Raw genomic sequence first — 26,954 nt, forward strand, 5'->3', positions numbered from 1 at the left:
CTCCTCGTTTTTTATATTGTGTTATTTAAGACCCGCAACAAATCGTTCCGTAATCTCTTTTGGTCTAGTAATAGCGCCACCAACTACGATACCTCGCACTCCGTAACCTAGGATTTGCTTAGCTTGTTCTGGTGTGTGAATTTTTCCTTCAGCGATGACGTCCACCCCTGCATCACAGAGTTTCTTGATGAGTTCAAAGTCTGGGCCATCCACTTTTGGACTGTAAGAAGTGTAACCTGATAAGGTTGTTCCGACAAAGTCAATTCCCGCTTCAACTGCTGTTAGACCTTCCTCAAAGGTACTTGTGTCAGCCATCAAGAGTTGATTTGGATATTTTTCTTTGATCTGACGGATAAATTCTTGGATCTCCAAGCCATCATGACGTTCACGCTTGGTACAGTCAAGAGCAATGACTTCGATGTCAAGAGCCGCTAGTTCATCCACTTCCTTCATTGTAGCAGTAATGAATGGTTCTTGCGGTGGATAGTCCCGCTTGATAATCCCGATAATCGGAAGTTTAGTGACCTCTTTAATTTCCTTGATATCTCGAACACTGTTTGCTCGGATACCGACTGCACCACCTTGTTCAGCTGCTTTCACCAACAAGGGGATAACTCCTCCCGCTTCTGTGTAGAGCGGTTCATGAGGAAGTGCCTGACAAGAAACGATGATTCCATCTTTGATTTGTTCAATCAAGGCTTCTTTACTAATTTGTGGCATCTACTTTCCTCCTTTTCTTTTCCTTTGTGTTTATGTGACTATTATAGCTTATTATTAAAGCGCTTTCAACAACTTGTGCTAGAATAGATTGGAGTTTCAAAACAATTTTATGCAACAGTTTCTTCTGAAAGTAGTTTCAGGGATCTAACATCTATCCCAACACCTCTTAAATCTTAAAACCAGCCCTTTTTTAAAGAAAAAGGCCGTAACTAATTTTCGTTACGACCCTTTCTAACTAATACTCTTCGAAAATCAAATTCAAACCACGTCAGCGTCCCCTTGCCGTACTCAAGTACAACCTGCGGCTAGCTTCCTAGTTTGCTCTTTGATTTTCATTGAGTATAAGATTTAGTTTCACTAAGGAAACCTTCAATTTTAACGATTTGACTAATCTTCTTTTCTCTTCCCCAAAGCAAACATACCAAGGAGCATCCCAACAAGTCCTACAAAAGCAAGGACAGTGGCATCTTCACTTCCTGTCTTAGGAAGAACATCTTGACGAACTGCAGGTGCTTGATAAGTCTTATCTTGTGCCGTAGCCTGAGATACAATAGACTGCTGACCTGTGAACTCTGGGACTTCCTGGACTGCAGATTCTGCAGCATTGACTCCACCTACAAATTCTGGAAATTCTGCTTTTGCTGCTTCTACTGCATTCACACCACCTGTAAATTCTGGTTGTTCATGAACCGCTGCTTCTACACCATTGACTCCACCTGTGAATTCTGGTACTTCATGCACAGCTGCTTCACTACCATTGACTCCACCTGCAAATTCTGGAACATCGGCTACTGCAGCTTCCTCACCATTGACTCCACCTACAAATTCTGGTACTTCATTAACAGCAGCTTCGCTACCATTAACTCCGCCTGTGAATTCTGGAAGTTCTGCTATCGGTGCTGCTTCTTCGCCTACTGTACCAATAGCTTCAGTATACTCTGGGAGCTCCGTTACAGCAGCCTCTTCGCCATTCACCCCACCTTCGAATTCTGGTACTTCATGTACAGCTGCTTCGCTTCCATTAACTCCGCCTGTGAATTCTGGAAGTTCTGCTATCGGTGCTGCTTCTTCGCCTACTGTACCAATAGGTTCAGTATACTCTGGGAGCTCCGTTACAGCAGCCTCTTCGCCATTCACCCCACCTTCGAATTCTGGTACTTCATGAACAGCTGCTTCACTACCATTGACTCCACCAGTAAATTCTGGAAGTTCAGCAATCGCAGCTTCTACACCATTAACACCACCTGTGAATTCTGGTACTTCGTTAACAGCTGCTTCACTACCGTTGGCAGCTCCAGGAATACCTGCTCCTTCAAGACTCACCGGAAGGTTGTGCATACTCTCGATCGCTCCAGAAGCAAGGCCAGTTATCTCCTGACCTAGATCTGACTTATCTATTGTGAATAGAAGAGTCTTAGTATCGTACTGGGTCATAAAGTTTATTTTTTTACCATTTGCCAACTGAAGTGTTGGGATTTTGTTAACCAAAACTTCTGAATCAAACTCTACTGCAAGAATTCCTGGCCATTTTTCAATAACATTTTTAACTTTGGTTTCTTTAGGAGAAATTCTTTCCTTCGTCAAGAAATCCCAGTTGAATTTCTTGAAGGATAGAGTATAAGGATTGCCACCAGCTTCATGATGTTCATACAAGAGACCAAATTCTTTTGGTCCGATCTGTTGAAGTGAGTTATAGGCATACTCCCCTTCTTGAATCAAATGATGATGCAGCCAAGTCAACTCGCCATCTTCTTCTACACGAGCCACTCGAATGTAACCATTCTTACGACCTGGGCCATTGGCATTTGCTAGAAGGATGTACTCTTTACCATCTTGAACCGTATGAGTCGCCGCCATTTGAACATAAACATCAGGTACATCATAGCGTGCTACATAGTTGTCCCATGTAATACCACCATCATTACTTGTCGCAACCTGCAAATCACCTGTCAAACCACGCATAAAGAGTTTCAACTGACCATTATTCAATTGAACAACAGAAGCTTCCGTATTTTGAGCGTAGTAATTGTTCATGTTGCTTGAATCAACTACTGTACCATCATAAAGTGTACGGTTATCATTGACACCGCCACCCATATGCCAAGTCTTACCATGGTCATCTGAGTAGATGATACGAGATGATTGAGAACCGTTGAGGTGGTTAGTACGGTTTGTCGTATAAACAGGAACGACGATACGACCTTTATGAGGTCCATTCTGGAGGGTAATGCCCACTCCAGGTCCCACACCTAAGAATTTCATCCAATCAGCTTTGACCATTGGGGTAATATCTTGTGGTGCAGACCAAGTCTTACCGTCATCATCACTGTAAGACATCCATAGGTAGCTGTCTTTAGCAATTCTAAATGGAGAAGTTTTATTGCTTGTAAAATAGATATTTCCTAGCAGTTGCTCACCCTGATAAAGATCACCTTTATCACTATAAGCCGGCTTGACTGGATTTACAACAACACGGTAATCCGTTGCCTGACCATCTGGTGTGTAGACAACACCATTTTCACGAATGGTATAGGCTCCATTTTCTCCTTCACGATAGAGAATTTGGTAGGTTTTCCCATTAATTTCTTTATAAGCTTCCTCTTTTTCAGCTGACATCCCAAAGATACCTTTTCCTTCTGGGAACATATCATAGACAGAAAAGATGCGCTTGGTTTCAGTATCTTGGGCTAAAACCATATCGATATTTACTGGTGAACCAACAGATGGATCAGTAGCTTTTGGATTGTCGCGTAGATTCGTAAGTGTGATACGATCGCCCCATGTTTGACCCTGATCTTCACTTCGTTTGACGACCATACCGATATCGCCCCAGTCATAGTGGTGCAAACGACGTTCGTCAGCTCCAGCAATCAAAGTTCCCTTGTCAGTCTTAAGGAGGGCTGGAATACGATAGCTATTAATGCCATCTGGATTTGACTGCCCATTTTTACCAGCTTCAAAGACATCCTTTTTATCTGTTATCTCAGCTCCTTCTGGAAGCTTTTTCTCTAATTCGGATCTTTCAAATAGGTAGCTACGATTTTGAACTTCTTCTGGACTCAAGGCACGATCATAAACAGTTAGATTACGAACTTGTAAACCTGCCCCCCAAACCATACTTCCTGCACGATTTGTGGTACCAATTTGCATATGATTCACATCAGGCATATCTTTGATAAAGCGTCCTGATTTCTTACTTGTTCGTGACAAAACTCCGTTTACATAGAGACGAACTTGCCCATCTGGAGAATCTGCACTTGGTCTTTCAACTGTAAAGGTTACTGAGTTCCACTGACCTGGTTTGACAGTTAATGGTGCGTCTGTGTATCTATCATAAAATTGGTCGCCGTTTTGATCGCGGCCCTCAATCAAGGCAACGTTGTTGTAAACAGCCATGGTGAAATATTCATTTCGAACCTTATCACTTGAGACTGAGAAAAGGTTGTAAAATGCTGGCGCAGAAGCATCTGGTTTGAACTCCATATGAATGGTCGCGTTTTGAAGTTGTTTCAGTTTGCCTAATTGCTCTGTCAGATCAATTCTATTGCTATTTGCAGCATTAGTCTCTACATCTTCCTTTTCAAGAACAGTATTGACATTTTCCAACTCTCTAGCATAGTAATCACGTGGAAGCGCAGCTGGATCTTTTTCGGTTTCTCTAGTTGCTTCTGCCGTTGTAGTTGTCTCTGTTCCAGTATGTGCTTCTGTAGATGCATGTGTAACTGTATCTACCCCATTAGATTCCGTAACATTCTTTTCAACGATCTCTGCTTTTTCAGGCTGTTCCTTTTCGACACTAAGCTCGGCGGTCTCTTTACTAGTGACCGTTGACTCTTGTGCTAATACTGGCGATGCACCAAAAACAACTGCTCCAATAACGACTGAAGCGGCTCCTACTGTAAATTTGCGAATTCCGTATCGTTGTTTTCTATCCAACTGATTATGCTTCATCTTTCTTCCTTTCATTTTTAAAAATAAAGCGCTTTCTTTTTCGCTTAAAATTTTTAGTCATCTGACTAAATGACAAAAATTACTTTTTCACGAATGGTTACACTCGCTCTTTCAAATTTTCTCTCACTTAACGACCCATCGTTAACTAGAGTCTCCTACTCCTTTCAAATTTTATCTTATTCTCATTATATAATAAATCCTCCCCTTTTAAGAGAGATTGAGATAGAACAGATTATACTTTCAGTTTTTAAAACATAAACTCAGACATTTGAAACTACTTTCGGGTGCTTTGGATTTTTCTAACATAAAATTGCTTCATTCGGTTGAATCGTTTTTTTAATGAACTTTATCTCAAACTTATACTCAATGAAAATCAAAGAGCAAACTAGGAAGCTAGCCGCAGGTTGCTCAAAACACAGTTTTGAGGTTGTGGATAGAACTGACGAAGTCAGTAACACATATACGGTAAGGCGAAGCTGACGTGGTTTGAAGAGATTTTCGAAGAGTATTAACTATTTGACTCCTGATTTATCTAGATCAAAAAGGCCGTAACTAGTTCTAGTCACGACCCTTTCTAATATAAGATCAAATTTCTCTATGAATTTCGTTGATTTTAACTATTTCATTGATCTTCTTTTTTCTTGCCCATAGCAAACATACCTAGGAGCATTCCTACAAGTCCTAGAGAGGCAAGAGGAGCAAGATCTTCACTTCCTGTTTCAGGAAGAAGTTGCTGACGAGCAGCAGGGGCTTGATAAGTTTTATCTTGTGCCATAGCTTGAACCACAATTGACTGTTCTCCCTTATACTCTGAGACCTCATAGATAGCAGCTTCTAGCCCATTAACACCACCTGTGTACTCTGGAACTTCTAACTTAGCAGATTCCACTCCATTGACACCACCTGTGTACTCTGGAACTTCTAACTTAGCAGATTCTACTCCATTTACACCACCTGTATACTCTGGAACTTCTAACTTAGCAGATTCTACTCCATTTACACCACTTGTATACTCTGGTGCTTCTAACTTAGCAGATTCTACTGCATTGACGCCACCTGTGTATTCTGGAACTTCTAACTTAGCAGCCTCTACTCCATTGACGCCACCTGTGTACTCTGGAACTTCTAACTTAGCAGCCTCTACTCCATTGACGCCACCTGTGTACTCTGGAACTTCTAACTTAGCAGATTCTACTCCATTTACACCACTTGTATATTCTGGCACCTCTAACTTAGCGGATTCCACTGCATTGACACCACCTGTGTATTCTGGAGAATCTAACTTAGCGGATTCCACTGCATTGACACCACCTGTGTATTCTGGAGCTTCTAACTTAGCGGATTCTACTGCATTCACACCGCCTGTATATTCTGGCACCTCTAGCTTAGCGGATTCTACTGCATTCACACCGCCTGCGTACTCTGTACTTTCTGCCTTAGCTCCTTCCTCATCATTGACACCACCTTCGAAGTCTGATGTGTCTGACTTAGAGGCTTCTACTGCGTTGACGCCGCCTTCGAACTCTGGACTCTCTGCCTTAGCTCCTTCCTCACCATTGACACCGCCTTCGAACTCTGATGCGTCTGACTTAGAGGCTTCTACTGCGTTGACGCCACCTTCGAACTCTGGACTCTCTGCCTTAGCTCCTTCCTCACCATTGACACCGCCTTCAAAGTCTGATGTGTCTGACTTAGAGGCTTCTACTGCGTTGACGCCGCCTTCGAACTCTGGACTCTCTGCCTTAGCTCCTTCCTCACTATTGACACCGCCTTTAAAGTCTGATGTGTCTGACTTAGAGGCTTCTACTGCGTTGACGCCGCCTTCGAACTCTGGACTCTCTGCCTTAGCCCCTCCCTCACCATTGACACCGCCTTCGAACTCTGATGCGTCTGACTTAGAGGCTTCTACTGCGTTGACGCCACCATCAAAGGCTGGATTCTCATGAACTGTACCTTCGCCATTGACACCGCCTTCAAAGTCTGAAATTTCATGAACAGCTGCTTCTCCTTTTGAAGTTTCCACTGGAATATATTCTGGAACTTCATGGACTGCTGCTTCTTCACCATTCACGCCACCCTCGAAGTCTGAGACTTCATGAACTGCTGCTTCGGCACCATTCACGCCACCTTCGAATTCTGGGACTTCATTAATAGTGCCCGGTGGATTTTCTTCAACTTCTATTTCTGGAATTTCATGAACTGCAGCTTCCTCACCATTGACACCGCCTTCGAATTCTGGAAATTCATGGATTTCTGCCTTTGCAGCATTTTTCCCACCAGGGACTCCTGCACCTTCGAGACTTACAGGCAAATTATGCATGCTCTCAATTGCACCATCAATGATTTCTGTAATTTCTTGACCAATATCTTCCTTGCTAGCTGCAAATAACAAGGTTTTTGAATCATACTGCGTCAAGAAGGTAGCAAAATTCCCATTTGCCAGTTTAAGAACTGGTGGTTGATTCACCAATACTTCTGAATCAAATTCTAAAGCGATGACATTTTTGCTCATCTCCACAGCATTTTTCACAGTTGCTTTTGTTGGAGAAATTCTATCCTTACTTAAGAAATCCCAGTTGAATTTTTTATAAGACAAGGTGTATTCATTTTGAGTGGCAGTTGCATGCTCATAAAGCAAACCAAATTCACCATTTCCAAGATCTTGCAAGGAGTTATAAGCAAATTTACCGCTTTGAATTGGATTGTGCTTGAGCCAAGTCAAATCTCCGTTAGCTTCCACTTGTGCCAAGTGTACCAAACCATTGTAACGTCCTGGACCACCTGCATTACTGAGGATGATATATTCCTTACCATCGTGCACCGTATGAATGGCAGACATTTGAACATAGACATCTTTGACATCTGAATAGCGTTTTACATCTTTTTCCCAAGTTGCTCCACCGTCTTTACTCGTTGCAACTTGCAAATCCCCTGTCAATCCACGCATGAAGAGTTTGAGATCCCCATTATTCAACTGAACAACAGTTGACTCAGTATTTTGAGCACCTGGATTATTCATAGTTGAAGAATGAATTGTTTGGTTACCTACTGGACGGTTATCATTGACCGCTTCACCAGCGTGCCAAGTTTCACCATGATCATCTGAATAAATAACGCGTGAAGACTGGGATCCACTGAGGTAGGATACGTTATTTGTAGTGTAGGCAGGGATAACCAGACGCCCTTTATGAGGTCCTGAATGTAAGGCAATACCTGTACCAGGTCCAGTACCTAAGAAGTGCATCCAGTCCTTACGAATGCCGTATGTAATATCTTTAGGTGCAGACCAAGTTTTTCCATCGTCATCGCTATAAGACATCCAGAGATAGTTAGTGTTTGAAACTCTAAAGATATTCTTGTCGCTATAATCGAAGTAGACATTACCAATCAGTTCTTCACCCTTGTATAGATCACCCTTATCACTATAGGCTGGTTTCTTAGGATCAACTACAACACGGTATTCTGTCTTTCTATTTTCAGGGTCAAAAACTTCGCCATTTTCACGAATGGTATAACGTCCTGCATCACCTTGTTTGTACAAGACTTGGTATACCTTGTCACCAATTTTCTCATAGGCTTGTGGCGCTTTTCCTGGCAAATCTCTAACAGCTTCGCCTTCTACGAACATATCATAAATGGCAAAGATTCTCTTAGTTTTCGGATCTTGAACTAGAGCCATGTCAATGTTGACTGGTGATCCTGCATGAGCTCTCTTAGCCTTCTCATTGTCACGAGGATTTGAGATGACAATTCTATCTCCCCATGTTTTACCCTTATCATCACTACGACGAACAACCATACCGATATCGCCCCAGTCAGAGTGATGCAAGCGTCTCTCATCTGCACCAGCAATCAAGGTTCCTTTATCCGTTTTCAGCAAGGCTGGAATACGGTAGCTTGCGATACCATCTTTATTTGGCTTGCGGTTCTCACCACCTTCAAAAACATCCAGTTTATCAGTAACTTCTGCTCCTTCAGGAAGTTTCTTCTCCAACTCTCCTCTTTCAAAAAGTTGGCTACGTTTTTTAACTTCTTCTGGAGTAAGAGTACGATCATAAACCGTTAGATTACGGACTTTAAGATTAGCACCCCAGAAGTTTTTGCCTGTACGTTTTGTTGTACCGATTTGTACATGATTAACATCTGGCATGTCTTGGATGAAACGACCAGACTGAGGACTTGTTCGCGACAAGACACCATTTACATAGACGCGAACTTGACCTTTTGGTTGGTCTGCATTTGGTCTTTCAACTGTAAAGGTTACAGAGTTCCACTCACCTGGCTTAATTTTCAAAGGAGCAGTTTTATAATCACCATAGAATTGGTTTCCATTTGCATCACGACCTTCAACGATAGCTGTGTTATCAAGGATGGCCATAGTGAAATACTCATTTACTTTGGTATCACTAGAAACTGAGAAAAGGTTGTAAAAACGTGGAGCAGATGCATCTGGCTTAAACTCCATATGAATGGTCGCATTTTGAAGTTTTTTAAGCTTGTCGAGCTCCTCCTTCATGTCAACTCTTTGACCGTTTGAAGGATTGGTTTCAACATCTTCCTTCTCTATAACAGTATTGGCATTTTCCAACTCTCTGGCATAAAAGTCACGGGGAATGTTTCCAACTTCTTCTTCGTCTTCACTCTCTGTAGCTGGAGTTTCGTTTGATGCTTCTGTTTCTGTTGGTTTTTCAGAGCCTGGGTTTGCTTGCAACTCTTCACGGCTCACTTCTGTTCCACTATTATTTACTGTGGTTACTTGACCTGCAAGCTCCTTATCTAAATTAGCTAGACTTCCTGTCTCTACTTCCTTAGGCAATTCTGGCAAAGATTGCCCCGCTGTTTCACCATTCGCTGATGGTACCTCTTGAGCCAAAGCAGGGGCAGCACCAAAAACAACCGCTCCAATGACTACTGATGCCGCTCCAACTGCAAATTTTCGAATTCCGTACCTCTGTTTTCTATCAAAATCTCTCTGATTCATGTTTTCCCTTCCGTTATTTTAAAAAATAAAGCGCTTTCTTTTTTGCTTAAAATTTTTAGCCTTTCAGACTAGCTGCAAATAAGAAACTGTATTATTGAATGGAATTGCCATTCTTTGTAAATGAAATGCTGTTGCACTTTTATAAACTCTATGTTAAAAGATTCGCAACTAGCTATACTCCTTTCACTTTTTATTTTAACCATATTATATAATAAATATTCTAAATTTTAGACTTTATAATCTATAATAGATTCTACTTTCAAAGATATTTAGAAGTTTCAAACTACCTGAAACTACTTTCTCATTATCTGGGTCACATAAAGAAAAGCCTGTAGTTCATTCGAAACTACAGAGCTTTTTTTCAATTTTTAGTGACCAAGATAGGTAAAGGGGATCTCACTGCCACACAACCAGTTGTAAACTTGATCATTGACATGAACATTCATGGCTTCATGAGCATATTCAGGCATGATACGATAACTCTTTTCACAAGTCAAACGGTTGTAAATAGCAAACTGAGTGATTGGATAGCAGACATCATCATCAAGCCCAGTAATCATTCTCACCTCACCTTTGATTCGATGAGCAAGATTTTTCACATCGATATAGCTAAGTGTTTCCATAATCTGCTCTTCTGTCTCATGGAATGGATCATGGAACTTAAAGTAACGAAAGAGCTCATCATAGGCTTCGCTGGTATTTCCAATCTCTAGCACTCGTCTAAAGTCTGATAAAAATGGATAAATAGCAACTGTACGCTTGATACGTGGATTCAACCCCGCAGCCACCAGAGCCAGCGCTCCTCCTTGAGAAGCTCCATAGCTTGCTAATTGGCCTTCATCCACTTGTGGGAAGCTAGCTACAATCTCAACTAATTGATAAATATCAAGATAAACATCCTTGTAGAAGAGTTGCTCTTTTCCTTCTACTGCACCACGAATGATTTGACCCTTAACTGTATTTCCGAGAGGCGAGCGTAACCCATCTTGTGAGTAACCAGACTGACCACGGACATCCATAGATACGACACCATAACCAGCGACTGTAAAGGATAACATATCTGTCCAATCCCAACAACGTCCCATATATCCATGGAAGTGAAAAATAACTGGTACTTTCTTTTCTGATTTTGGTAAGACCACACGTGCATAAACAAGACCATCGCGTGTACCTTTAAAGGTTAACTCATAGCACTTCACGTTTGGAATACGAAATTCACGTTCCTCTAGTTGGTAATCTGGCAAGACTGAAACCTTCTCTATTTCCCCATCCCAAAAAGCATCGAAGTCTTGCGGAACTTCATCTCGCCCTCTGTAAGTTTTCATTTCTTCTATTAGTGCTGGATTTCTCATAAAACCCTCCTTAATTTTGTAACCGTTACCATAACTCTAGCACATAAAGGGAGGCAATGCAAGACTGATATTTTAAATAGAAAGTGATTTTAATTTTGAAGATTCATAAAAGCTTATCTGAAAGTAGTTTTATCCATTCCATTCTGTATACATTCAATACACTTTCAAAGAATAACAACTTCTTTTCTCTCTCATCCAAGAGTCATTGAAGACTAGTCTTATACTCTTCGAAAATCTCTTCAAACTAGGTCAGCTTTATCTGCAACCTCAAAGCCGTGCTTTGAGCAACCTGCGGCTAGCTTCCTAGTTTGCTCTTTGATTTTCATTGAGTATTAGCATGTTTTCGGGTATATCGTTGTCTATCTTTAAACTAATGTTCTTTTACAAAAATAAAAAAGTTTCATAATCTTAATAGAATTATTCTACCAAGATTACAAAACTCTTTCTTATTTCAAATCTTTTTTATAGCGTTCCAACTCTGCTTGGTTTGCCCAAACATAGTGACCTGGACGAATTTCTACCATAGAAGGCTTATCAGTTTCATAGTCATGTTGATCTGGATCATAGACTTTCAAAACTTTTTTACGTTCCAAGATTGGGTCTGGAATAGGAACAGCTGATAGAAGTGCTTGCGTATATGGATGAACTGGATTATTAAACAATTCTTCAGTTTCAGCCACTTCAACAATAACACCCTTATAAATTACCGCGATACGATCAGAGATGAAACGAACTACTGACAAATCGTGGGCGATAAAGAGATAAGTCAATCCTAATTCCTTTTGGAATTTCTTGAGCAAGTTCAAAACTTGGGCACGTACTGAAACGTCCAAGGCTGAAATCGGCTCATCCGCAATAACGAAGTCAGGTTGCATAACCAAGGCACGAGCAATCCCGATACGTTGACGTTGTCCACCTGAAAACTCATGTGGGTAACGTGTCAAGTGTTCAGCCAAAAGTCCCACTTCACGAATGATATTTTGAACTTTTTCTTTTCTTTCTTCTTCATCTTTAAATAAATGGTGGTTATAAAGACCTTCAGAAATGATATAGTCAACCGTTGCACGTTCATTCAAACTTGCAGCAGGGTCCTGGAAAATCATTTGGATACGACGAATTAATTCCGAAGCTTGTTCACGTGATTTTTTACCATTAATTTTTTGACCTTCAAAGATGATATCACCTTTGCTGGTATCATTAAGACCGATGATAGCACGACCAATTGTTGTCTTACCACTACCAGACTCTCCAACAAGTGAGAAAGTTTCTCCTTTGTTGATAAAGAAGTTCGCATTTTTAACAGCGACAAACTTTTTGCTTCCTTCACCGAAGGAAATTTCTAAGTCTTTAATTTCTACTAATTTTTCAGACATTTCCTTCCTCCTAGTCCTCAAGATGTGTAAAGCCCATCTTTTCACGAATCTTGTCGTGTAAATCTGCAATCACCGCTGGTTTTTCAACTTTTGGAGCTTGTTCATGAAGCAACCATGTCTTAGCCCAATGAGTATCAGATACTGCAAACTGAGGTGCTTTTTCCTCGAAGTCAATCTTCATAGCATAATCTGAACGAAGAGCAAAAGCATCTCCCTTCAATTCAGTATAAAGCGATGGAGGTGTTCCAGGGATTGAGTACAATTCACCTTTGTCATCCGCAAGTTGAGGCAAGCTTGACAAGAGGCTCCATGTATATGGATGACGTGGGTCGTAGAAGATTTCTTCAACAGTACCATACTCAACGATTTCACCAGCATACATAACCGCTACTTTATCAGCAATACTTGCTACGACACCTAGGTCGTGGGTGATAAAGATTGTTGTAAAGTGGTATTCGTGTTGAAGTGACTTCAACAAATCAATAATCTGTGCCTGAATGGTCACGTCAAGAGCTGTTGTCGGCTCATCACAGATAAGAATGTCTGGACGACAAGCAAGAGCAATCGCGATAACGATACGTTGACGCATTCCCCCAGAATATTGGAAAGGATACTCGTCAAAACGTTTCTCAGAATCTGGAATACCAACTTTATTCATATAGTCGATAGCCAATTCTTTAGCTTCTTGCGCAGTCTTGCCTTGGTGTTTAACAATAACTTCTGTGATTTGACTTCCGATTGTCTTGATGGGGTCTAGACTGGTCATCGGATCTTGGAAGATAGTTGCAATCTTCGCACCACGAATACTTTCCCATTCTTTATTAGATGTAAGGCTGGTCAATTCTTGGCCACGGTAATTAATACTACCTCGTGCAATACGACCATTTCCTTCCAACATTCCTGTGAATGTTTTTGTCAAAACTGATTTACCTGAACCTGACTCTCCAACTAAAGCGAGAACCTCTCCCTCGATCAGATCGATGGAGACACCTCGAATAGCTGTCAAAATCTTGTCACGAACATCAAATTCCACGACAATATCTTGAGCAGTCAAAATTACATTTTTTCCTTTTATCATGTCTACTCCTATCTATGTGTACGTGGATCACTAGCATCCGCTAGGTTCTGACCAACTACGAACAGTGACAAGGATACCAAGACCAAAGTTGTCAATGGAATCCAGAAGAGGTAAGCATTGGTTGTTACGTTCTGAGAATAATCCGAAATCAAACGTCCCAAACTTGGTACTGTGATTGGCAAGCCGAGTCCAAAGAATGACAGGAAGGCTTCATATGAGATAAATGCAGGAAGCATTTGTGATGTAGTTGTAACAATAACAGAAACCAATTGAGGCATGATATTTTTAATAACAATCTTATGGGTTGGTGTTCCCAGTGTACGTGAAGCAAGGTTGTACTCCAAATCACGGTAACGCATGATTTGGATACGAATCATATAAGCAATACCAATCCAAGTAGTTACACTCATGGCAAAAATCAAGTTCCAGAAACCTGCACCGATAGAGTAAGTCAAAACAATAACGATCAAAAGTGAAGGGATGTTATTGATAACGTTATAAACTTCCATCATGATACGGTCAACTGATTTTGAAATACCCCAGATTCCGCCGACAATAACACCGATAACAACGTTTATAAAGGTCGCAATTACGGAAATCAAGATAGAGTTACGTGCTCCAAACCAGACACCGTCAAAGAGAGATTTACCATTACTATCTGTACCAAACCAATGTTCAGCATTTGGCTTAATGTAACGAGCGCTAAAATCATTTACCTTACTTACATCATTGAAGTCAAAATCAGAAAACATTGGATAGATGAAACTCATCAATACGATGGAAATCAAAATACCAAGCATGATGATTGTTGATTTTTTCTTCAAAAACTGTCTAAAGACAGAACCCCAATATGAGTAGGCAGGAGCATCAATTGCTTCAGAGGCAAAATCATCTCGTTTTACAAATTGAAATTTATCATTACTAATCGTAGACATTATTTGCCTCCTTTCTCTGTCAATTTAATACGTGGGTCAATAATAGTCATCCAAATATCTCCAATCAAGTAAGAGAAAATTGAAACACATGTAAAGATGAAGACCAGACCAACTACCATATTGTTGTTTGATGCTTTTACAGAGTCAATCAACATTTTACCCATACCTGGGAAGGCAAAGACTGTTTCAGTAAGAGTTGCTCCACCAATAACACCAATAATTGAGCCTGGGATACCAGAAACGAGTGGTACCATAGCGTTTTTAAAGATGTGTTTGTTAGAAATTTCTTTTTCAGAAAGACCTTTAGCTCGAGCAAAACGGACAAAGTCTTGAGATTGTAAGTCAATCATGTAACGACGAATCCAGATAGCTAGACCAGGTGCTCCAAGTAAACCAAGAATGACTGATGGAAGGACATAAGATCGCCAATCGCCAGCACCCAAGATTGGGAATGAGTCTGGGAATCCGATAGAAGAACCAATCAAACGAATGATATAAACTAGAGCAATCGTTGGGAGGGCCATCAAGAAGGTCAAAGTACCTGTAGATAGGCTGTCAATCCAAGTATTCTTGAAACGAGCCATTGCTGAACCAAGAGGAACTGCAATCGCATATGAAATCGCAAGACCAATCAAACCAGTGATAGCAGAACTTGCAATCATTGATGGGTATTGATAGTTGCTCTCAGTAGCTGTATATGGATCATCTTTACCGTAGTTGGCTACTTCACGAGCATCAGCTTGACTCGGAGATTTATAAGTTCTTGAGTAGATATTAACTGAAGATGTTTTCTTACCAGTTGGGAATTGCACTTCTGATGTCTTAGTTTGACCTTGGCCTTGTGTGATAACTTGAAGAACAGGAGTATTAGCATAAGTTGGATATGAATCACCCAAATTCAAGTTCACAAAGTTTTGGTGAACAAATGGGAACTGACTATTGAAGTACAAGAGGTACTTGTGTTTAGTCCCTGAACCTACCAGAGACCAGCCGATAGCTGGGTCATTTTCAAAACGCAAATAACGCTCTAAGTTTGGATTTTCTGGGTCTTGAATCTTGTTTGTGTGGTCGATATCAAGTAAGTTTGCATAGAATTTAAACACACGTTCAAAAATTGGAATTTCACGTGTCGCATAGAATTGGCCACTTTCTGTGAAGACACCTAAAGTCCAGCCATTACCAAGTTGTTGAACATACTTTTCATAGATAGCTTTATTGGTATCATTTGCTTCAACTGTTACAGAAGAGTCCATACTACTAGCTTTTTCTTGCAACTCTTTTGTATCATAGTATTCGATATAACCCATACGTTCAAAAACGGTATTTTCATAGTTATCCCGTTTATCAGCAGTCGTAGCAATTTTATTGTAGTTCGTATCTTGTTTGAAAATCAACTTCCGTGGGACCATCGTATAGATAATCGTGTAAATCAAGGTCGTTACTAAAAAGATAGAAACAAGCGACCGCAAGATACGCATAAAAACATATTTTTTCATATTATTTCCTTTAAAATCCCAAAAGAACCTTCCCCTTGTGGAGAGAAAGTTCTGATGAGCATTATTTATTTGACATGGCTCGCTAATTCTTTTTGAGCTTTTTCATTAGATTCAGCTTTTTCTTTGAGCCATTTTTCACGAGCTTCTTGGTACTCTTTAGTTGTTACAGTGTTTGCTTGCAATTGAAGATATTTGAAGTAAACGTCTGAACCTTTATCTCCAGCTTGAGTGTAAGATACTGAGAATGGGACAACACGAGAGATAACTGGCGCTGCTCCTGCAGACGACATAGCTGGGAGGAAGAGTGAACTGTCTGTCAACCAAGCTTGTGCTGCTGCGTATTTTTCATAGCGTTTGTTAAGATCGCTTGTTTCGTTTCCAGCTTCTTCAAGTAACTTATCAAAGTCTTTCAAACCTACTTTAGCAACCGCTGGGTTTGATGGATCATCATAACCCATGTATGATTTAGTAGTTTCACCATTTGTAGTTTTTAGGATATCAAGGTAAGTTGATGGATCGATATAGTCTGGGTTCCATCCAACGGCACCTGAAAGATCCCAGTCTTCAGCGGCTGCATTAGCCGCATAATAAGTAACATTCAACAATTCATCTTGAGTAACTTGTTGAATATCAATCACTACATTTTCAGTACCAAGAACTGTTTCAACTGATTGTTTGAAGGATTGGATACGAGCGATATAGTTTTTAGAAGTTTGGTCTACTGGAATATCGATGTGGATAGGGAATTTCACACCTTCAGCTTCAAGAGCTGTTTTTGCTTTAGCAAATTCTGCTTTAGCCTTATCAGCATTATAGAGACCATCTTGACCATCAGCAAAGTTTACATCTTTCCACTCATCTCCATAAGAAACAACTTTTTCAGTTACCAAATCACCAAAGGTTTTATCTCCCGCAGAAACAAAGTCAGGCTTCACGAACATATTACGAACTGCAAGACTTGCTCCATCTTTACCATTGATTTGAGCTGAGTACAATGTACGGTCAAAGGCAAAGTTCAAAGCTTGACGGAAATCCTTGTTAAGAAGGGCTTTCTTAGTAGCAGTCTTTTCTTCGTCAGTAGTTTTTGAAGTGTATTTGTATGATTGACGGTCAATGTTGACACCCAAACCACCAATACCAGGTCCTTGCGGAGTATAATAGATATTGTCTTTGTACGTTTCTTCTATCTTAGAGTAGTTTGAACTGTTTGGGAATAGACGAGCATAGCTATATGCACCACTTGTAAAGTTACGTTCGATTGACTCTTGATCTGATCCATCATAGAAAGCAAGATTTACAGTGTCCAAGTGAACATTATCTTTATCCCAATAGTTTTCATTTTTAGCAAACTGAATAGAAGACTTAGCAGTCAATCCTTTAAGCAAGAAAGGTCCATTGTAAAGCAATGATGTTGGATCAGTCGCTTTACCAAAGTCTGAGCCTTTTGATTTTTCAAATTCTTCATTTAAGGGCCAGAAAATTGAGTAAGACATCTTAGTGTTCCAATATGGTTCTGGTTTTGCCAAAGTATACTCAAGAGTGTAGTCATCGACTGCTTTAACACCAACTGTTGAGAAATCTGTCGAGTTCCCAGCTACATAATCAGCCAATCCTTTTACAGAATTTTGAGCAAGATACAAGGCTTCTGACTTCTTATCAGCTGCGTGTTTCAAACCATTGACAAAGTCTTTAGCAGTAACTTCTGCGTATTCTTCACCATCTGATGTATACCATTTCACACCCTTACGAATCTTGTAGGTATATGTCAAGCCATCTTGAGAGACTGACCAGTCTTCAGCGACTGCAGGAGTGAGGTTACCATATTTATCATTAGTAAAGAGACCATCAATACCATTTGAAGTAGCGACTTTTGTACTTTGCTTACCAGAGATAAGGTAGTCCAAAGTTTCAGGATCAGAAGTATATACATACCCATAGGCTTTTGGCGCTTCAGCATTAGATGATTTTGAAGAACTGCAAGCTGCGAGAACACCTGTTGCAAGTAGGGCTACGCCTGCTACTGCAAAAATCCGACTTTTTTTCATATTACTTAACTCCTCTGTTGAAATTAATAAGATAATGCTTATTATACCACAACTACTTCAAAAAGTAAACGAATTTTCAGAATATTTTGTCGCACACATTTTGAAAGTCGGAAAACTTACATTTTCAGAAAAGAAACTATTGACGAGAGCAGATTTTAAAGGTATAATAATAAAAGTTAAGGCGGTATAGCCAAGTGGTAAGGCACGGCTCTGCAAAAGCTTGATCGTCGGTTCAAATCCGTCTACCGCCTTTTTTATACTATATTTTTATACTATATTATAGGAATTTATCCGAAAACAAAGCCCGATTTTACGGGCTTTTTTATTTTTATCTTCATATAAATTCATATAAATAAGGATAACTTTAAAAAACTTTTGGGGCGAGTTTGGGGCGAAAAAATATTTAGGTTCAAAAAGAAGCCACTCAAAGTCAAAACAAATAAGCTAGTAGTCAAAATAAACACATTTATAATCAGCTTTGAATGGCATATCGAATTTGGATAGTGAGAAATCACTATCAGCCCCTTTTTGGGGTGTTCTTAAATTATAACAGGAAAAATAATGAAAGTAAATTTTAAAACTAGAAAAACTACTAAACGTGAAAAAGTTGAATTTATTATTGGACTTCTTCTGCTTCTATTTCTAATTTGGTATTTTATGAGGTAATATATGTCAGTAGATATTAAAGCTATCCGCTGGCTTTTAGATAACGCCACAGCCTATGCTATCAGCAAAAACTGTGCGTATCTATTCAGGCCGTAGAATAAGTATAAAAATGGTGTATCAGATATTATGAACATGAGTTTAAAACACGCTATCAGCATGACTGCTTACGCCCACACACTACAAGAAAAAACCAAAGCTTATTGCTTTTTCTGCTACTTTCAGGGAAAACAAAAAATCACAAATATTTTATACTTATCATTTCATTATTTATAATTCAAAAGAGGATGTGTTACTATTGTTTTGGATTTAGGATGCAAAAAAGCCCCAACATTGAATTGAGGCCAAAGATTATAGGTGGACGGATTTCAACCGTCGTCTTGATAATCGCACATGCTTCAATAGCTAGATACTACTAAATTTCGTGTACCCTCGCTAGCTCCATCACTTTCCAATGGTGCTATACCATGTTTTCACTCGTAAACTACTATCCTATTTCTTTTTCTACTATAGCAAGATTTGACCGTTTTTTCAACTATTTTCATATCTTCAGAACTCAAAGCATGAATTTCTCCATATTCGTCATGATTATAACCATGGCGCACATGTGACAAAATTTGAACTCCGTTTACCTTATGGAGTTCACCTTCAAGATCAATCTGCTTGTTTCTTTTGTTAACAAAATCATGATAAGTTACTGACTGTTTTACACCTTATTTATTGATTCTACCGCCTCTATGATTCAGAAGACTCCAGTTGGAGTCTTTTTTTACAAAATGGAGAAGCTTTACTGGCCGAGGACTAGTAAAGCTTCTTTTGTTAATCAGTTTCTTCTTCCAGCTCAATTTCTGTGATTTGAACCTTCAACTTGGTCACACGGCCATTTTTGACTTTGTCATTAGTCAATGTAATGTGTTTGTTGGCACTTTCCAATTCATAGCTAAGCTTTTCAGTTGTTGGAATAGTCCCGACACCCGTCAAATAATAACCAGCGATTGTATCTACATTATCACTTTCAAGTTCAACATCGAAATAACTATTGAAGTCGTTCAAGTTCATCGTACCTTGAACAATGTAGGTATTCTCACCAATAGTGTGAACATAAACCTCAGCACGGTCAGTTTCATCATCAATCTCACCGACAATCTCCTCAAGGAGATCCTCTAGCGTAACTAGACCAGCCATACCTCCATACTCATCCAGTAGGATAGCCATCTGTCTTTGGGAATTTCTCAACTCTTTTAATAAATCATCCACAAAAATAGTTTCAGGTACAAAGAGCGGTTCCTGCAAAATCTTTCTCAATACAATATTATCAAAACCATCGGTAAATCCTGCTTTTAGCAGACTCTTTGTATGAATCAAACCAATAACATTGTCCTTATCGCCGTCATAAACAGGAATTCGAGAAAAGTTTTGTTTTAAGATACTTTCGATAATGGTCTGAGTGTCATCTTGGATATCTACCATGAAAGCATCTGTTCGAGGAACCATGACTTCACGCGCCATAAGTTCATCTAGTGAAAAAATCCCCTGCAACATCTCGATTTCATCAGCATCCAAAGTTTCTTCGCTTTTAGTCAGCATGTACTCAATCTCATCACGAGTCATTTTTTCGTCTGCATCGTCAAATGTCATCGGCGTCAAACGGCTCAAAAGATTGGTTGATGCAGATAGCAACCAAACAAAGGGACTCACAATCTTACCGATAGCAATAATAAATGGTACAGTTCGGATTGCCAAGGCATCCTTAAGATTTAGAGCAATGCGTTTAGGATAAAGTTCACCAAAAACGATTGAAATATAGGTCAAAAAAGCAAGTGATAAGAAAGAAGCTACTGCATACGCAGTCTCGCTATTTCCCATCCAAGAGGCAATCAATTCGCCAAGAGAATCTGCTAACCTAGCCCCTGACAAGATTGTAATTAACGTAATACCAACTTGAATGGTTGATAAAAAGTGATTGGGGTTTTCAAGTACCTTTAGCAAACGGATATAGCGTTTATCCCCCTCTTCAGCCTTTTGTTCAACACGTGAGCGACTAAGAGAAACCATAGCCATCTCTGTAGCAGAGAAAAAAGCATTTAAAAAGGTCAAAACAACTAATAAAACAAATTGCAGTAACAAATCCTGACTGCTCGGGTCTTCCATTTTCCTTCTCCTAAAAAGTATAATTGAAACTATTATACCATATTTTCCAATTTCTACACATTAATTTTCAATTTCTATGATAAAGGGTCGCTGAATAGAGAGCTGCAATCCAAATTCCGACGCCCTAGTTCAAGCCTTGTAAATCTTCAAAAATGCTCTTTAAAATCTGAAAAGAGGAAAATACAAGCAATCGCGTCAACAGTTCATGACTAATAAAAAACGAGGTTGGGATTTCCTCTCAACCTCTTGATCAATTAGTTATTTTTTGTGACTGTGACCTCACCTGTTCGGTAATCTAACTGAATTCCCTTTTGGACATTTGGAATAACGACATTAAACTCCAATTCTCCATCAGAGGACTTAGCTTCAATCTGCGATGCAGACGGCACCAAGTCTTCCTCAGACGCATAGAGCAACGTCACACGGTAACGCACTCGTTTGTTTTGATCTAGAGCTTTTCGAACCAGACTTTCATAATAGTTTTGGCCTGTAGAATCTTCTGCACGCGCTTGGTTGGCCCAAGCTGTCTGTACGGCAATATTTTTAGGATTGCTGGTAGAAGCATCGAAGCCATCTAAACCACCTATCAAGGCATAGCCTAACAAGTGTCCTCTATCGACCGCATGGTTATAGCTTCCTTTTAGATTCTTAACCTGATGCCAACCCGCAGGCGTCCAAGATGTTGAACCATTGCCAGTTTCTTCACGGTCCTTGTACTGCCTTGTTGCTTTTGACATGATCGCATTCGCTACTGTGGGAACTGTCTCTCCTCCTACCGTTTTTGTCTTGTTATCTGCATAGGGTTTGCTTGAAACCTTAGCATCCAGATTGGTTTTATTGTTATTGACGACAAAGGCTCCTGCGCCATTCCACTCTAGAGTACCCTTAATTTGTTTTTTAATCGAATCTGTTAGGACACTTTCTGCCAGTTCTTGACTTGGAGTATCAGACGACTGTGATTTTTGTTTTACTTGTGTTTGTGGTGCAGTGTTGGAAGACTGCATTTGTTTAATATAGTAGCTTCCTGCTGACAAGAGCAAAAAGAGCAAGAGGCCAATTAGGGCCTGCCTTGTTTTTTTATTCATATTTTCTCCTTGTACTCTTCGAAAATCTCTTCAAACCACGTCAGCTTCCATCTGCAACCTCAAAGCAGTGCTTTGAGCTGACTTCGTCAGTTCTATCCACAACCTCAAAACTGTGTTTTGAGCAACCTGCGGCTAGCTTCCTAGTTTGCTCTTTGATTTTCATTGAGTATTACATTCACTTCCTAGAAAAAGACTGGTCTCCCAGCCTATTTTCCTGTAAATTTTGCGATGAGTTCTTGCCATTTTGCTGGTGCTAAAATGGCCCAAGGATCTTGACCTTTTCCTAGAATACCATAGCCAATCATCAAACCAATAGCAAGAGCTAAGAATCCTAGTAGTAATACTACAATTACTAGGATAAAGCGACGTAAGACATATTTGGATCGTTTATTCATCTTCATCAGCTTCCACACTTACCCGTTCAATCTTAGCTCCTAACTGGGCTAATTTTTCATGAAAACGGTAGTAACCTCTATCTAAATGGACAAGCTTTCCTACAACTGTCTCACCTTCAGCCACTAGGCCTGTTAAAATTAAGGCCGCACTAGCACGCAAGTCGGTTGATAGAACCTCTGCACCTTGGAGAGGCTGTCCTCCGACGATACGGGCTGTATCACGGATAATTTCTGAGTGTAAGCCCATCCGACGCATCTCTTCTAAATGTTGGAAGCGATTCTCAAACACAGTCTCCACCATGGTTGACTCACCTTGAGCAACGGTCATTAGAGCAGTGAACTGCGCTTGCATGTCTGTCGGAAATCCTGGATGTGGAAGTGTCTTGACGTGGACAGCCTTTAATTTTTCACGTTGAGAACGAATACGAATTCCTTCGTCCTCATCGATGACTTCAACACCCATTTCCAATAATTTAGCAATCAAGGGACGATTGTGTTCCCAGATGGCATCTTGAATCAAGACATCTCCACCTGTAATGGCAGCTGCTACCATGAAGGTCCCTGCTTCGATACGGTCTTGTACAACATTGTGGGTTGCACCGTGTAGTTGCTCAACACCAGTAATGGTCACAGTTTCTGTTCCTGCTCCCTTGACCTTGGCACCCATTTTATTTAAGAGAACAGCCAAGTCGACAATCTCAGGTTCACGCGCAGCATTTTCAATGACAGTCACTCCGTTAGCAAGAGTTGCCGCCATCATCAAGTTTTGAGTAGCACCTACACTTGGGAAGTCCATGTAAATGTGAGCTCCGTGCAAGCGTTCTGCCTTAGCTTCGATATATCCTGCCGTTTGAGTAATTTGAGCCCCCATCGCTTCGAGTCCCTTTAGGTGAAGGTCGATAGGGCGACTACCGATCGTACAGCCACCTGGCATAGAAACCTTTGCATGTCCTACACGAGCCAAGATTGGCCCCAATACTACAATTGAAGCACGCATCTTGCTGACGTACTTATAAGGTGCTTCTTCGGTGATGTCTCCAGTAGCATCAACTTCAACAATATGTGCTTCTTGATCAAATTCTACTTTCGCATTTAATCCACGAACCACCTGATTCATGGTAAAAACATCCGATAAAATAGGAACATTTTTTAAGACCGTTTTTCCTTCACTTGCTAAAATAGTTGCTGCAAGCAGTGGCAAAACTGCATTTTTTGCGCCCTCGATGGTAACACTTCCAACCAAACGATTATCGCCACCTTGAACTACAATTTTTTCCATAAAGTATTTTCCTTCACTTACAATTTTAGAATAACGTTCTAACTGCTTCTTGCCAAAGTTGGTAGAGGTTCAGAAAAAAGGAACTAATCAGATATCCTAAACCGATACTACACAATACTACCAAGAGTCGAACCTTCTTCGCATTATCCTTTGTCACCTTCAAAATTTGATCCCATCTGACCAAATCTTTCAAGAGCTGAAAGACTAGGTAGACAAAAAACATATGACTACTAAGGGTAAAAAACAATTGAATCATTTGCCTATTATACCATCTTCTTTTTTTCTACGCTAGTTTAGGGATTCGCCTACTGTTTAGGGATTGTTTTTTAAATAGTCAATCGCATCTTGAAGCGTTTTGACTGGAACGATTTTCATGTCTGTTTTAATCATTTGAGCTGCTTCTAGAGCTGTGTCATAGTTACTCTTGGCATTTGGATTTGCCTTTTTAGCTTCCTCAGTTACTGGATTGTTAGGAGCAAAGAATACAGTAGCTCCCTTTTTAGCTGCGGCAACCACTTTTTTATCAATTCCGCCAATGTCACCTACGTTACCATCTCTATCGATGCTTCCGGTACCCGCAATGATACGTCCATTTCGAAGAGTAGGATCTGCAATTTGCGTATAGATGGATAAACTGAACATCATTCCGGCACTAGGACCTCCAATGCCAGCAGTTGAAAATTTGATTGGTACATCACTAGATACTTCTGTGCGGTCAATCAAACCTATTCCGATACCATTCTTCCCATTTTCTAGAGTAATGATCTTTCCTTCGGCAGTCTTAACTTTTCCATCCTCCTCATAAGTAACCTTCACCTGATCGCCTAGAGTTTGAGAATTAACGTAATCCACCATCTCTTTTGAACTCTCAAAAGTTTTATCATTCACAGCTGTTACGGTGTCAGCAATATTAAGAACTCCCTTGAAAGTCGAGTTATCTGTTACAGTCAAAACGTAGACACCCAAATATTTGAGCTCTATTTCCTTACCCGCCGTCTTTAGACCTTGATATTTGGCCATGTTTTGCGAAGTTTCCATGTAAAACTGGTTGATTCTCATAAATTCTGCATCTGATGAACCACCAGTCATCTCTTTGGCGCTATGTATGTCCGTGAAAGGAGTTAGCCAGGCATAAAACAAGTCAACCATTCTAGCGTGCTTAACTCCAACCGTCACAAATTGGTAGGAACCTTCCTCTTGGTCAGGTTGGTTATTAACTTGTAAAACCTTTCGAATATCTTCAGAAGTTCCTGGCACCTCGATATAATAAGGCAGGGGCACCGTAAAAGCGATAAAAGTGATAATGAGCCCAATAATGAGATATAAGGGCCATCTAGTTTTTTTCTTCATTGTTTAACTCCTCTAGGACAGCATTTGGTACATAATCACTGATATCTTGACCAAATTTCAATAGTTCTCTCACAGCTGAAGAGCTGATGTAAACATGCTCCGGCCGACTGTGAAGGTAGATTGTCTCCATTTCTCCTGCTAGCTGATGGTTGTAAAAATCAAAACTGGCTTCATACTGAAGATCTGTTGCATTACGCAAGCCACGCACCAAGACCTCTGCACCTAATTTTCTAGCAACATCAACGACTAATTCATCGTGAGAAGCTATGACTTGGACATTTTTGAGATGTGCTAGTGCTTTTTCAACAGTTTTCTTTCGGCTCTCAATCGTCAAAAATCCTGTTTTATGAGGATTATAAAAAATTCCTACATACAATTGATCAAAGAGCTTACTTGCACGCTCAATGAGATCCAAATGTCCATTGGTCATCGGATCAAAGGAACCTGTAAATAGCCCAATCTTATCTGACATAAACCGTCACCTTACTAATCCCATATATTTTTTCCTTCCAGATACCCAAACAGGCGATTTCTTCTGGAAGTTCTACTGATTTATCGGTTTCGCAAACCACCATGACATCTTCTGAAAAAAGATCTCTCTCTGCCATTTTTTCAATATCTGACACGATTTGTTCTTTTGCATAGGGAGGGTCCAAAAAAATTAGATCAAAGGCACCATCCACCTGTTCTAATGCACGACTGGATTCCATTTTCAATAATTGAAACTTGGAAGTTTCCTTAGTCATTCGGATATTTTCTGCGACTATATTCTGGGCTCGGCGATCCTTCTCGACCAGAACGGCACTGGACATCCCTCTTGAGACTGCTTCGATGGATAGACCACCACTGCCAGCATAAAGATCTAGCACTCGCCCACCTTCAAAGTAGGGACCAATCATATTAAAAATAGCGCCCCTTACCTTATCTGAAGTAGGTCGAGTTGTTTTACCGTCCAGCGTCTTTAAAGGACGCCCTCCGTAGATACCTGATACGATTTTCATACCGTATATTATACCAAATTCTTATCAAAAAAAGAAAATCGAACCTTACGGCTCGATTGATTAAAGAATATTTTCGTAGGTGTCTCTCACTTCTTGTGGCCAAACACTGGTTTGGACTTCACCGATGTGCTTCTTACGAAGCAGGAACATAGCCATACGAGATTGGCCAATTCCTCCACCAATTGTCAATGGGAAGAGGCCGTTTAAGAGAGCTTTGTGCCACTCCAAAGAAAGGCGGTCTTCGTCTCCTGTGATAGCTACTTGGCGACGGAGGGTGTCTTCATCGACACGAATGCCCATTGAAGACAATTCAAAGGCTGCACCCAAATTATCATTCCAAACAAGGATGTCCCCATTCAAGCCATGATAGCCATTTTCAGATTCAGTTGTCCAGTCATCATAGTCTGGTGCACGTCCATCATGAGGTTTTCCATCTGACAATTCTCCACCGATACCAATTAGGAAGACCGCACCGAACTCCTTACAGATAGCATTTTCACGTTCTTTTGGTGTCAAGTCTGGGTAGCGTTCTACCAACTCTTCTGTATGGATAAAGGTAATTTGCTTAGGCAAAATTGACTCAATATCGTAGCGTGCTTCCACTGCTAACTCTGTCAAACGAATAGCCTTATAAATCTTTTCTACCGTTTCTTTAAGATAGGCAAGATTGCGCTGTCCGTTTGGAATAACTTTTTCCCAGTCCCACTGGTCCACATAGACTGAGTGAGTTGCATCTAGCGAATCTTCGTCTGGACGAAGGGCCTTCATGTGAACAAAGAGGCCTTCACCCTCGCCAAAACCAAAACGAGCCAAGGTATGGCGTTTCCACTTAGCAAGGGAATGTACCACTTCATAGGTTTCGTCTGGAATTTGCAAAACCTTAACTTCCACGGCATTTTCCACACCTGATAAATTGTCCTGCATCCCATCCCCAACCTTACTCAAGATAGGACCTTGTACCTCAACCACTTCTAACTTATCTTTTAAATACTGGGTAAAGGTATTTTTTACAAAGGAAATTTCTTCCTGTTGATGGATAAAACTTTTCTTCATACATCTCTCCTTTTGAATAATAAGATGATTATACCCTTTTGCCAGT

At 40.3% G+C, this 26,954-nt stretch carries 18 protein-coding genes and 1 tRNA gene; 1 reads left to right on the forward strand and 18 read right to left on the reverse strand.

All coding sequences use genetic code 11. The features are described from left to right. Positions 1 to 21: 21 nt before the first annotated feature. The 9 genes from GEZ89_RS04530 to GEZ89_RS04570 all read right to left on the reverse strand — a co-directional run bounded on the left by GEZ89_RS04530 (position 22) and on the right by GEZ89_RS04570 (position 17,931). A complete protein-coding gene (locus GEZ89_RS04530) occupies positions 22 to 720 on the reverse strand; it encodes an N-acetylmannosamine-6-phosphate 2-epimerase (RefSeq protein ID WP_001135642.1) in 699 nt (232 codons plus the stop codon). A 387-nt stretch (positions 721 to 1,107) separates the two neighbouring features. Next, positions 1,108 to 4,671 (reverse strand): SIALI-17 repeat-containing surface protein, encoded by a 3,564-nt coding sequence (locus tag GEZ89_RS04535; protein WP_153225118.1) that lies wholly within the window; start codon positions 4,669 to 4,671, stop codon positions 1,108 to 1,110. Positions 4,672 to 5,293: 622 nt separating this feature from the next. Then, a complete protein-coding gene (locus GEZ89_RS04540; RefSeq protein WP_322741481.1) occupies positions 5,294 to 9,652 on the reverse strand; it encodes an SIALI-17 repeat-containing surface protein in 4,359 nt (1,452 codons plus the stop codon). Positions 9,653 to 10,020: 368 nt separating this feature from the next. Further along, positions 10,021 to 11,004: an acetylxylan esterase gene (locus GEZ89_RS04545; protein WP_153225119.1), complete on the reverse strand. Its 984-nt coding sequence runs from the start codon at positions 11,002 to 11,004 to the stop codon at positions 10,021 to 10,023. Positions 11,005 to 11,450: 446 nt separating this feature from the next. Beyond that, positions 11,451 to 12,377: an ATP-binding cassette domain-containing protein gene (locus tag GEZ89_RS04550; RefSeq protein WP_001291283.1), complete on the reverse strand. Its 927-nt coding sequence runs from the start codon at positions 12,375 to 12,377 to the stop codon at positions 11,451 to 11,453. Positions 12,378 to 12,387: 10 nt separating this feature from the next. After that, positions 12,388 to 13,455 (reverse strand): ABC transporter ATP-binding protein, encoded by a 1,068-nt coding sequence (locus tag GEZ89_RS04555; protein ID WP_153225120.1) that lies wholly within the window; start codon positions 13,453 to 13,455, stop codon positions 12,388 to 12,390. 8 nt (positions 13,456 to 13,463) lie between these two features. Beyond that, entirely contained in the window at positions 13,464 to 14,390 is a 927-nt protein-coding gene (oppC, locus tag GEZ89_RS04560) for an oligopeptide ABC transporter permease OppC (RefSeq protein WP_000104373.1), read from the reverse strand. Then, positions 14,390 to 15,886 (reverse strand): ABC transporter permease, encoded by a 1,497-nt coding sequence (locus GEZ89_RS04565; RefSeq protein WP_153225121.1) that lies wholly within the window; start codon positions 15,884 to 15,886, stop codon positions 14,390 to 14,392. The genes oppC and GEZ89_RS04565 overlap by 1 nt, the downstream gene beginning before the upstream one ends. 65 nt (positions 15,887 to 15,951) lie before the next feature. Next, complete coding sequence (locus GEZ89_RS04570) at positions 15,952 to 17,931, reverse strand: peptide ABC transporter substrate-binding protein (protein WP_153225122.1); 1,980 nt, start codon at positions 17,929 to 17,931, stop codon at positions 15,952 to 15,954. 180 nt (positions 17,932 to 18,111) lie between these two features. Here GEZ89_RS04570 and GEZ89_RS04575 point away from each other — a divergent pair. Then, positions 18,112 to 18,182: transfer RNA gene (locus GEZ89_RS04575), tRNA-Cys, on the forward strand. Between the two features lie 1,231 nt (positions 18,183 to 19,413). Here GEZ89_RS04575 and GEZ89_RS04580 read toward each other — a convergent pair. The 9 genes from GEZ89_RS04580 to asnA form a co-directional block, all read right to left on the reverse strand. Next, positions 19,414 to 20,745 carry a hemolysin family protein gene (locus GEZ89_RS04580; RefSeq protein ID WP_153225123.1) on the reverse strand — a complete coding sequence of 444 codons (1,332 nt, stop codon included), beginning with the start codon at positions 20,743 to 20,745 and terminating at the stop codon, positions 19,414 to 19,416. Between the two features lie 254 nt (positions 20,746 to 20,999). Beyond that, positions 21,000 to 21,830 carry a DNA/RNA non-specific endonuclease gene (locus GEZ89_RS04585; protein WP_153225124.1) on the reverse strand — a complete coding sequence of 277 codons (831 nt, stop codon included), beginning with the start codon at positions 21,828 to 21,830 and terminating at the stop codon, positions 21,000 to 21,002. Between the two features lie 206 nt (positions 21,831 to 22,036). Beyond that, a complete protein-coding gene (locus GEZ89_RS04590; RefSeq protein ID WP_080979309.1) occupies positions 22,037 to 22,231 on the reverse strand; it encodes a DNA-directed RNA polymerase subunit beta in 195 nt (64 codons plus the stop codon). Then, a complete protein-coding gene (gene murA, locus GEZ89_RS04595; RefSeq protein ID WP_153225125.1) occupies positions 22,218 to 23,504 on the reverse strand; it encodes a UDP-N-acetylglucosamine 1-carboxyvinyltransferase in 1,287 nt (428 codons plus the stop codon). The genes GEZ89_RS04590 and murA overlap by 14 nt, the downstream gene beginning before the upstream one ends. Positions 23,505 to 23,529: 25 nt before the next feature. After that, positions 23,530 to 23,760 carry a DUF1146 family protein gene (locus GEZ89_RS04600; protein ID WP_000615324.1) on the reverse strand — a complete coding sequence of 77 codons (231 nt, stop codon included), beginning with the start codon at positions 23,758 to 23,760 and terminating at the stop codon, positions 23,530 to 23,532. 56 nt (positions 23,761 to 23,816) lie between these two features. Beyond that, entirely contained in the window at positions 23,817 to 24,854 is a 1,038-nt protein-coding gene (locus tag GEZ89_RS04605) for a SepM family pheromone-processing serine protease (RefSeq protein WP_000730764.1), read from the reverse strand. After that, positions 24,838 to 25,326: a pantetheine-phosphate adenylyltransferase gene (gene coaD / locus GEZ89_RS04610; protein ID WP_153225126.1), complete on the reverse strand. Its 489-nt coding sequence runs from the start codon at positions 25,324 to 25,326 to the stop codon at positions 24,838 to 24,840. The genes GEZ89_RS04605 and coaD overlap by 17 nt, the downstream gene beginning before the upstream one ends. Next, the gene (gene rsmD, locus GEZ89_RS04615; protein WP_049509607.1) at positions 25,316 to 25,855 is read right to left on the reverse strand and encodes a 16S rRNA (guanine(966)-N(2))-methyltransferase RsmD; all 540 of its coding nucleotides are present in this window, start codon (positions 25,853 to 25,855) and stop codon (positions 25,316 to 25,318) included. Before rsmD ends, coaD begins: the two co-directional genes overlap by 11 nt. A 60-nt stretch (positions 25,856 to 25,915) precedes the next feature. Then, positions 25,916 to 26,908 carry an aspartate--ammonia ligase gene (gene asnA / locus GEZ89_RS04620; protein ID WP_153225127.1) on the reverse strand — a complete coding sequence of 331 codons (993 nt, stop codon included), beginning with the start codon at positions 26,906 to 26,908 and terminating at the stop codon, positions 25,916 to 25,918. Between the last annotated feature and the right edge of the window lie 46 nt (positions 26,909 to 26,954).

Source organism: Streptococcus mitis (assembly GCF_009496285.1).
Taxonomy (GTDB): Bacteria; Bacillota; Bacilli; order Lactobacillales; family Streptococcaceae; genus Streptococcus; species Streptococcus mitis_BP.

What these genes read in the sequence shown, in the direction of transcription:
- GEZ89_RS04545 (WP_153225119.1), bottom strand. Translation starts at nt 11,004, where the DNA reads ATGAGAAATCCAGCACTAATAGAAGAAATGAAAACTTACAGAGGGCGA.
- GEZ89_RS04535 (WP_153225118.1), bottom strand. Translation starts at nt 4,671, where the DNA reads ATGAAGCATAATCAGTTGGATAGAAAACAACGATACGGAATTCGCAAA.
- murA (WP_153225125.1), bottom strand. Translation starts at nt 23,504, where the DNA reads ATGGAAAAAATTGTAGTTCAAGGTGGCGATAATCGTTTGGTTGGAAGT.
- GEZ89_RS04550 (WP_001291283.1), bottom strand. Translation starts at nt 12,377, where the DNA reads ATGTCTGAAAAATTAGTAGAAATTAAAGACTTAGAAATTTCCTTCGGT.
- GEZ89_RS04600 (WP_000615324.1), bottom strand. Translation starts at nt 23,760, where the DNA reads ATGATTCAATTGTTTTTTACCCTTAGTAGTCATATGTTTTTTGTCTAC.
- coaD (WP_153225126.1), bottom strand. Translation starts at nt 25,326, where the DNA reads ATGTCAGATAAGATTGGGCTATTTACAGGTTCCTTTGATCCGATGACC.
- GEZ89_RS04590 (WP_080979309.1), bottom strand. Translation starts at nt 22,231, where the DNA reads ATGAAGATGAATAAACGATCCAAATATGTCTTACGTCGCTTTATCCTA.
- GEZ89_RS04580 (WP_153225123.1), bottom strand. Translation starts at nt 20,745, where the DNA reads ATGGAAGACCCGAGCAGTCAGGATTTGTTACTGCAATTTGTTTTATTA.
- GEZ89_RS04585 (WP_153225124.1), bottom strand. Translation starts at nt 21,830, where the DNA reads ATGAATAAAAAAACAAGGCAGGCCCTAATTGGCCTCTTGCTCTTTTTG.
- GEZ89_RS04530 (WP_001135642.1), bottom strand. Translation starts at nt 720, where the DNA reads ATGCCACAAATTAGTAAAGAAGCCTTGATTGAACAAATCAAAGATGGA.
- asnA (WP_153225127.1), bottom strand. Translation starts at nt 26,908, where the DNA reads ATGAAGAAAAGTTTTATCCATCAACAGGAAGAAATTTCCTTTGTAAAA.
- GEZ89_RS04570 (WP_153225122.1), bottom strand. Translation starts at nt 17,931, where the DNA reads ATGAAAAAAAGTCGGATTTTTGCAGTAGCAGGCGTAGCCCTACTTGCA.
- GEZ89_RS04540 (WP_322741481.1), bottom strand. Translation starts at nt 9,652, where the DNA reads ATGAATCAGAGAGATTTTGATAGAAAACAGAGGTACGGAATTCGAAAA.
- rsmD (WP_049509607.1), bottom strand. Translation starts at nt 25,855, where the DNA reads ATGAAAATCGTATCAGGTATCTACGGAGGGCGTCCTTTAAAGACGCTG.
- oppC (WP_000104373.1), bottom strand. Translation starts at nt 14,390, where the DNA reads ATGTCTACGATTAGTAATGATAAATTTCAATTTGTAAAACGAGATGAT.
- GEZ89_RS04555 (WP_153225120.1), bottom strand. Translation starts at nt 13,455, where the DNA reads ATGATAAAAGGAAAAAATGTAATTTTGACTGCTCAAGATATTGTCGTG.
- GEZ89_RS04565 (WP_153225121.1), bottom strand. Translation starts at nt 15,886, where the DNA reads ATGAAAAAATATGTTTTTATGCGTATCTTGCGGTCGCTTGTTTCTATC.
- GEZ89_RS04605 (WP_000730764.1), bottom strand. Translation starts at nt 24,854, where the DNA reads ATGAAGAAAAAAACTAGATGGCCCTTATATCTCATTATTGGGCTCATT.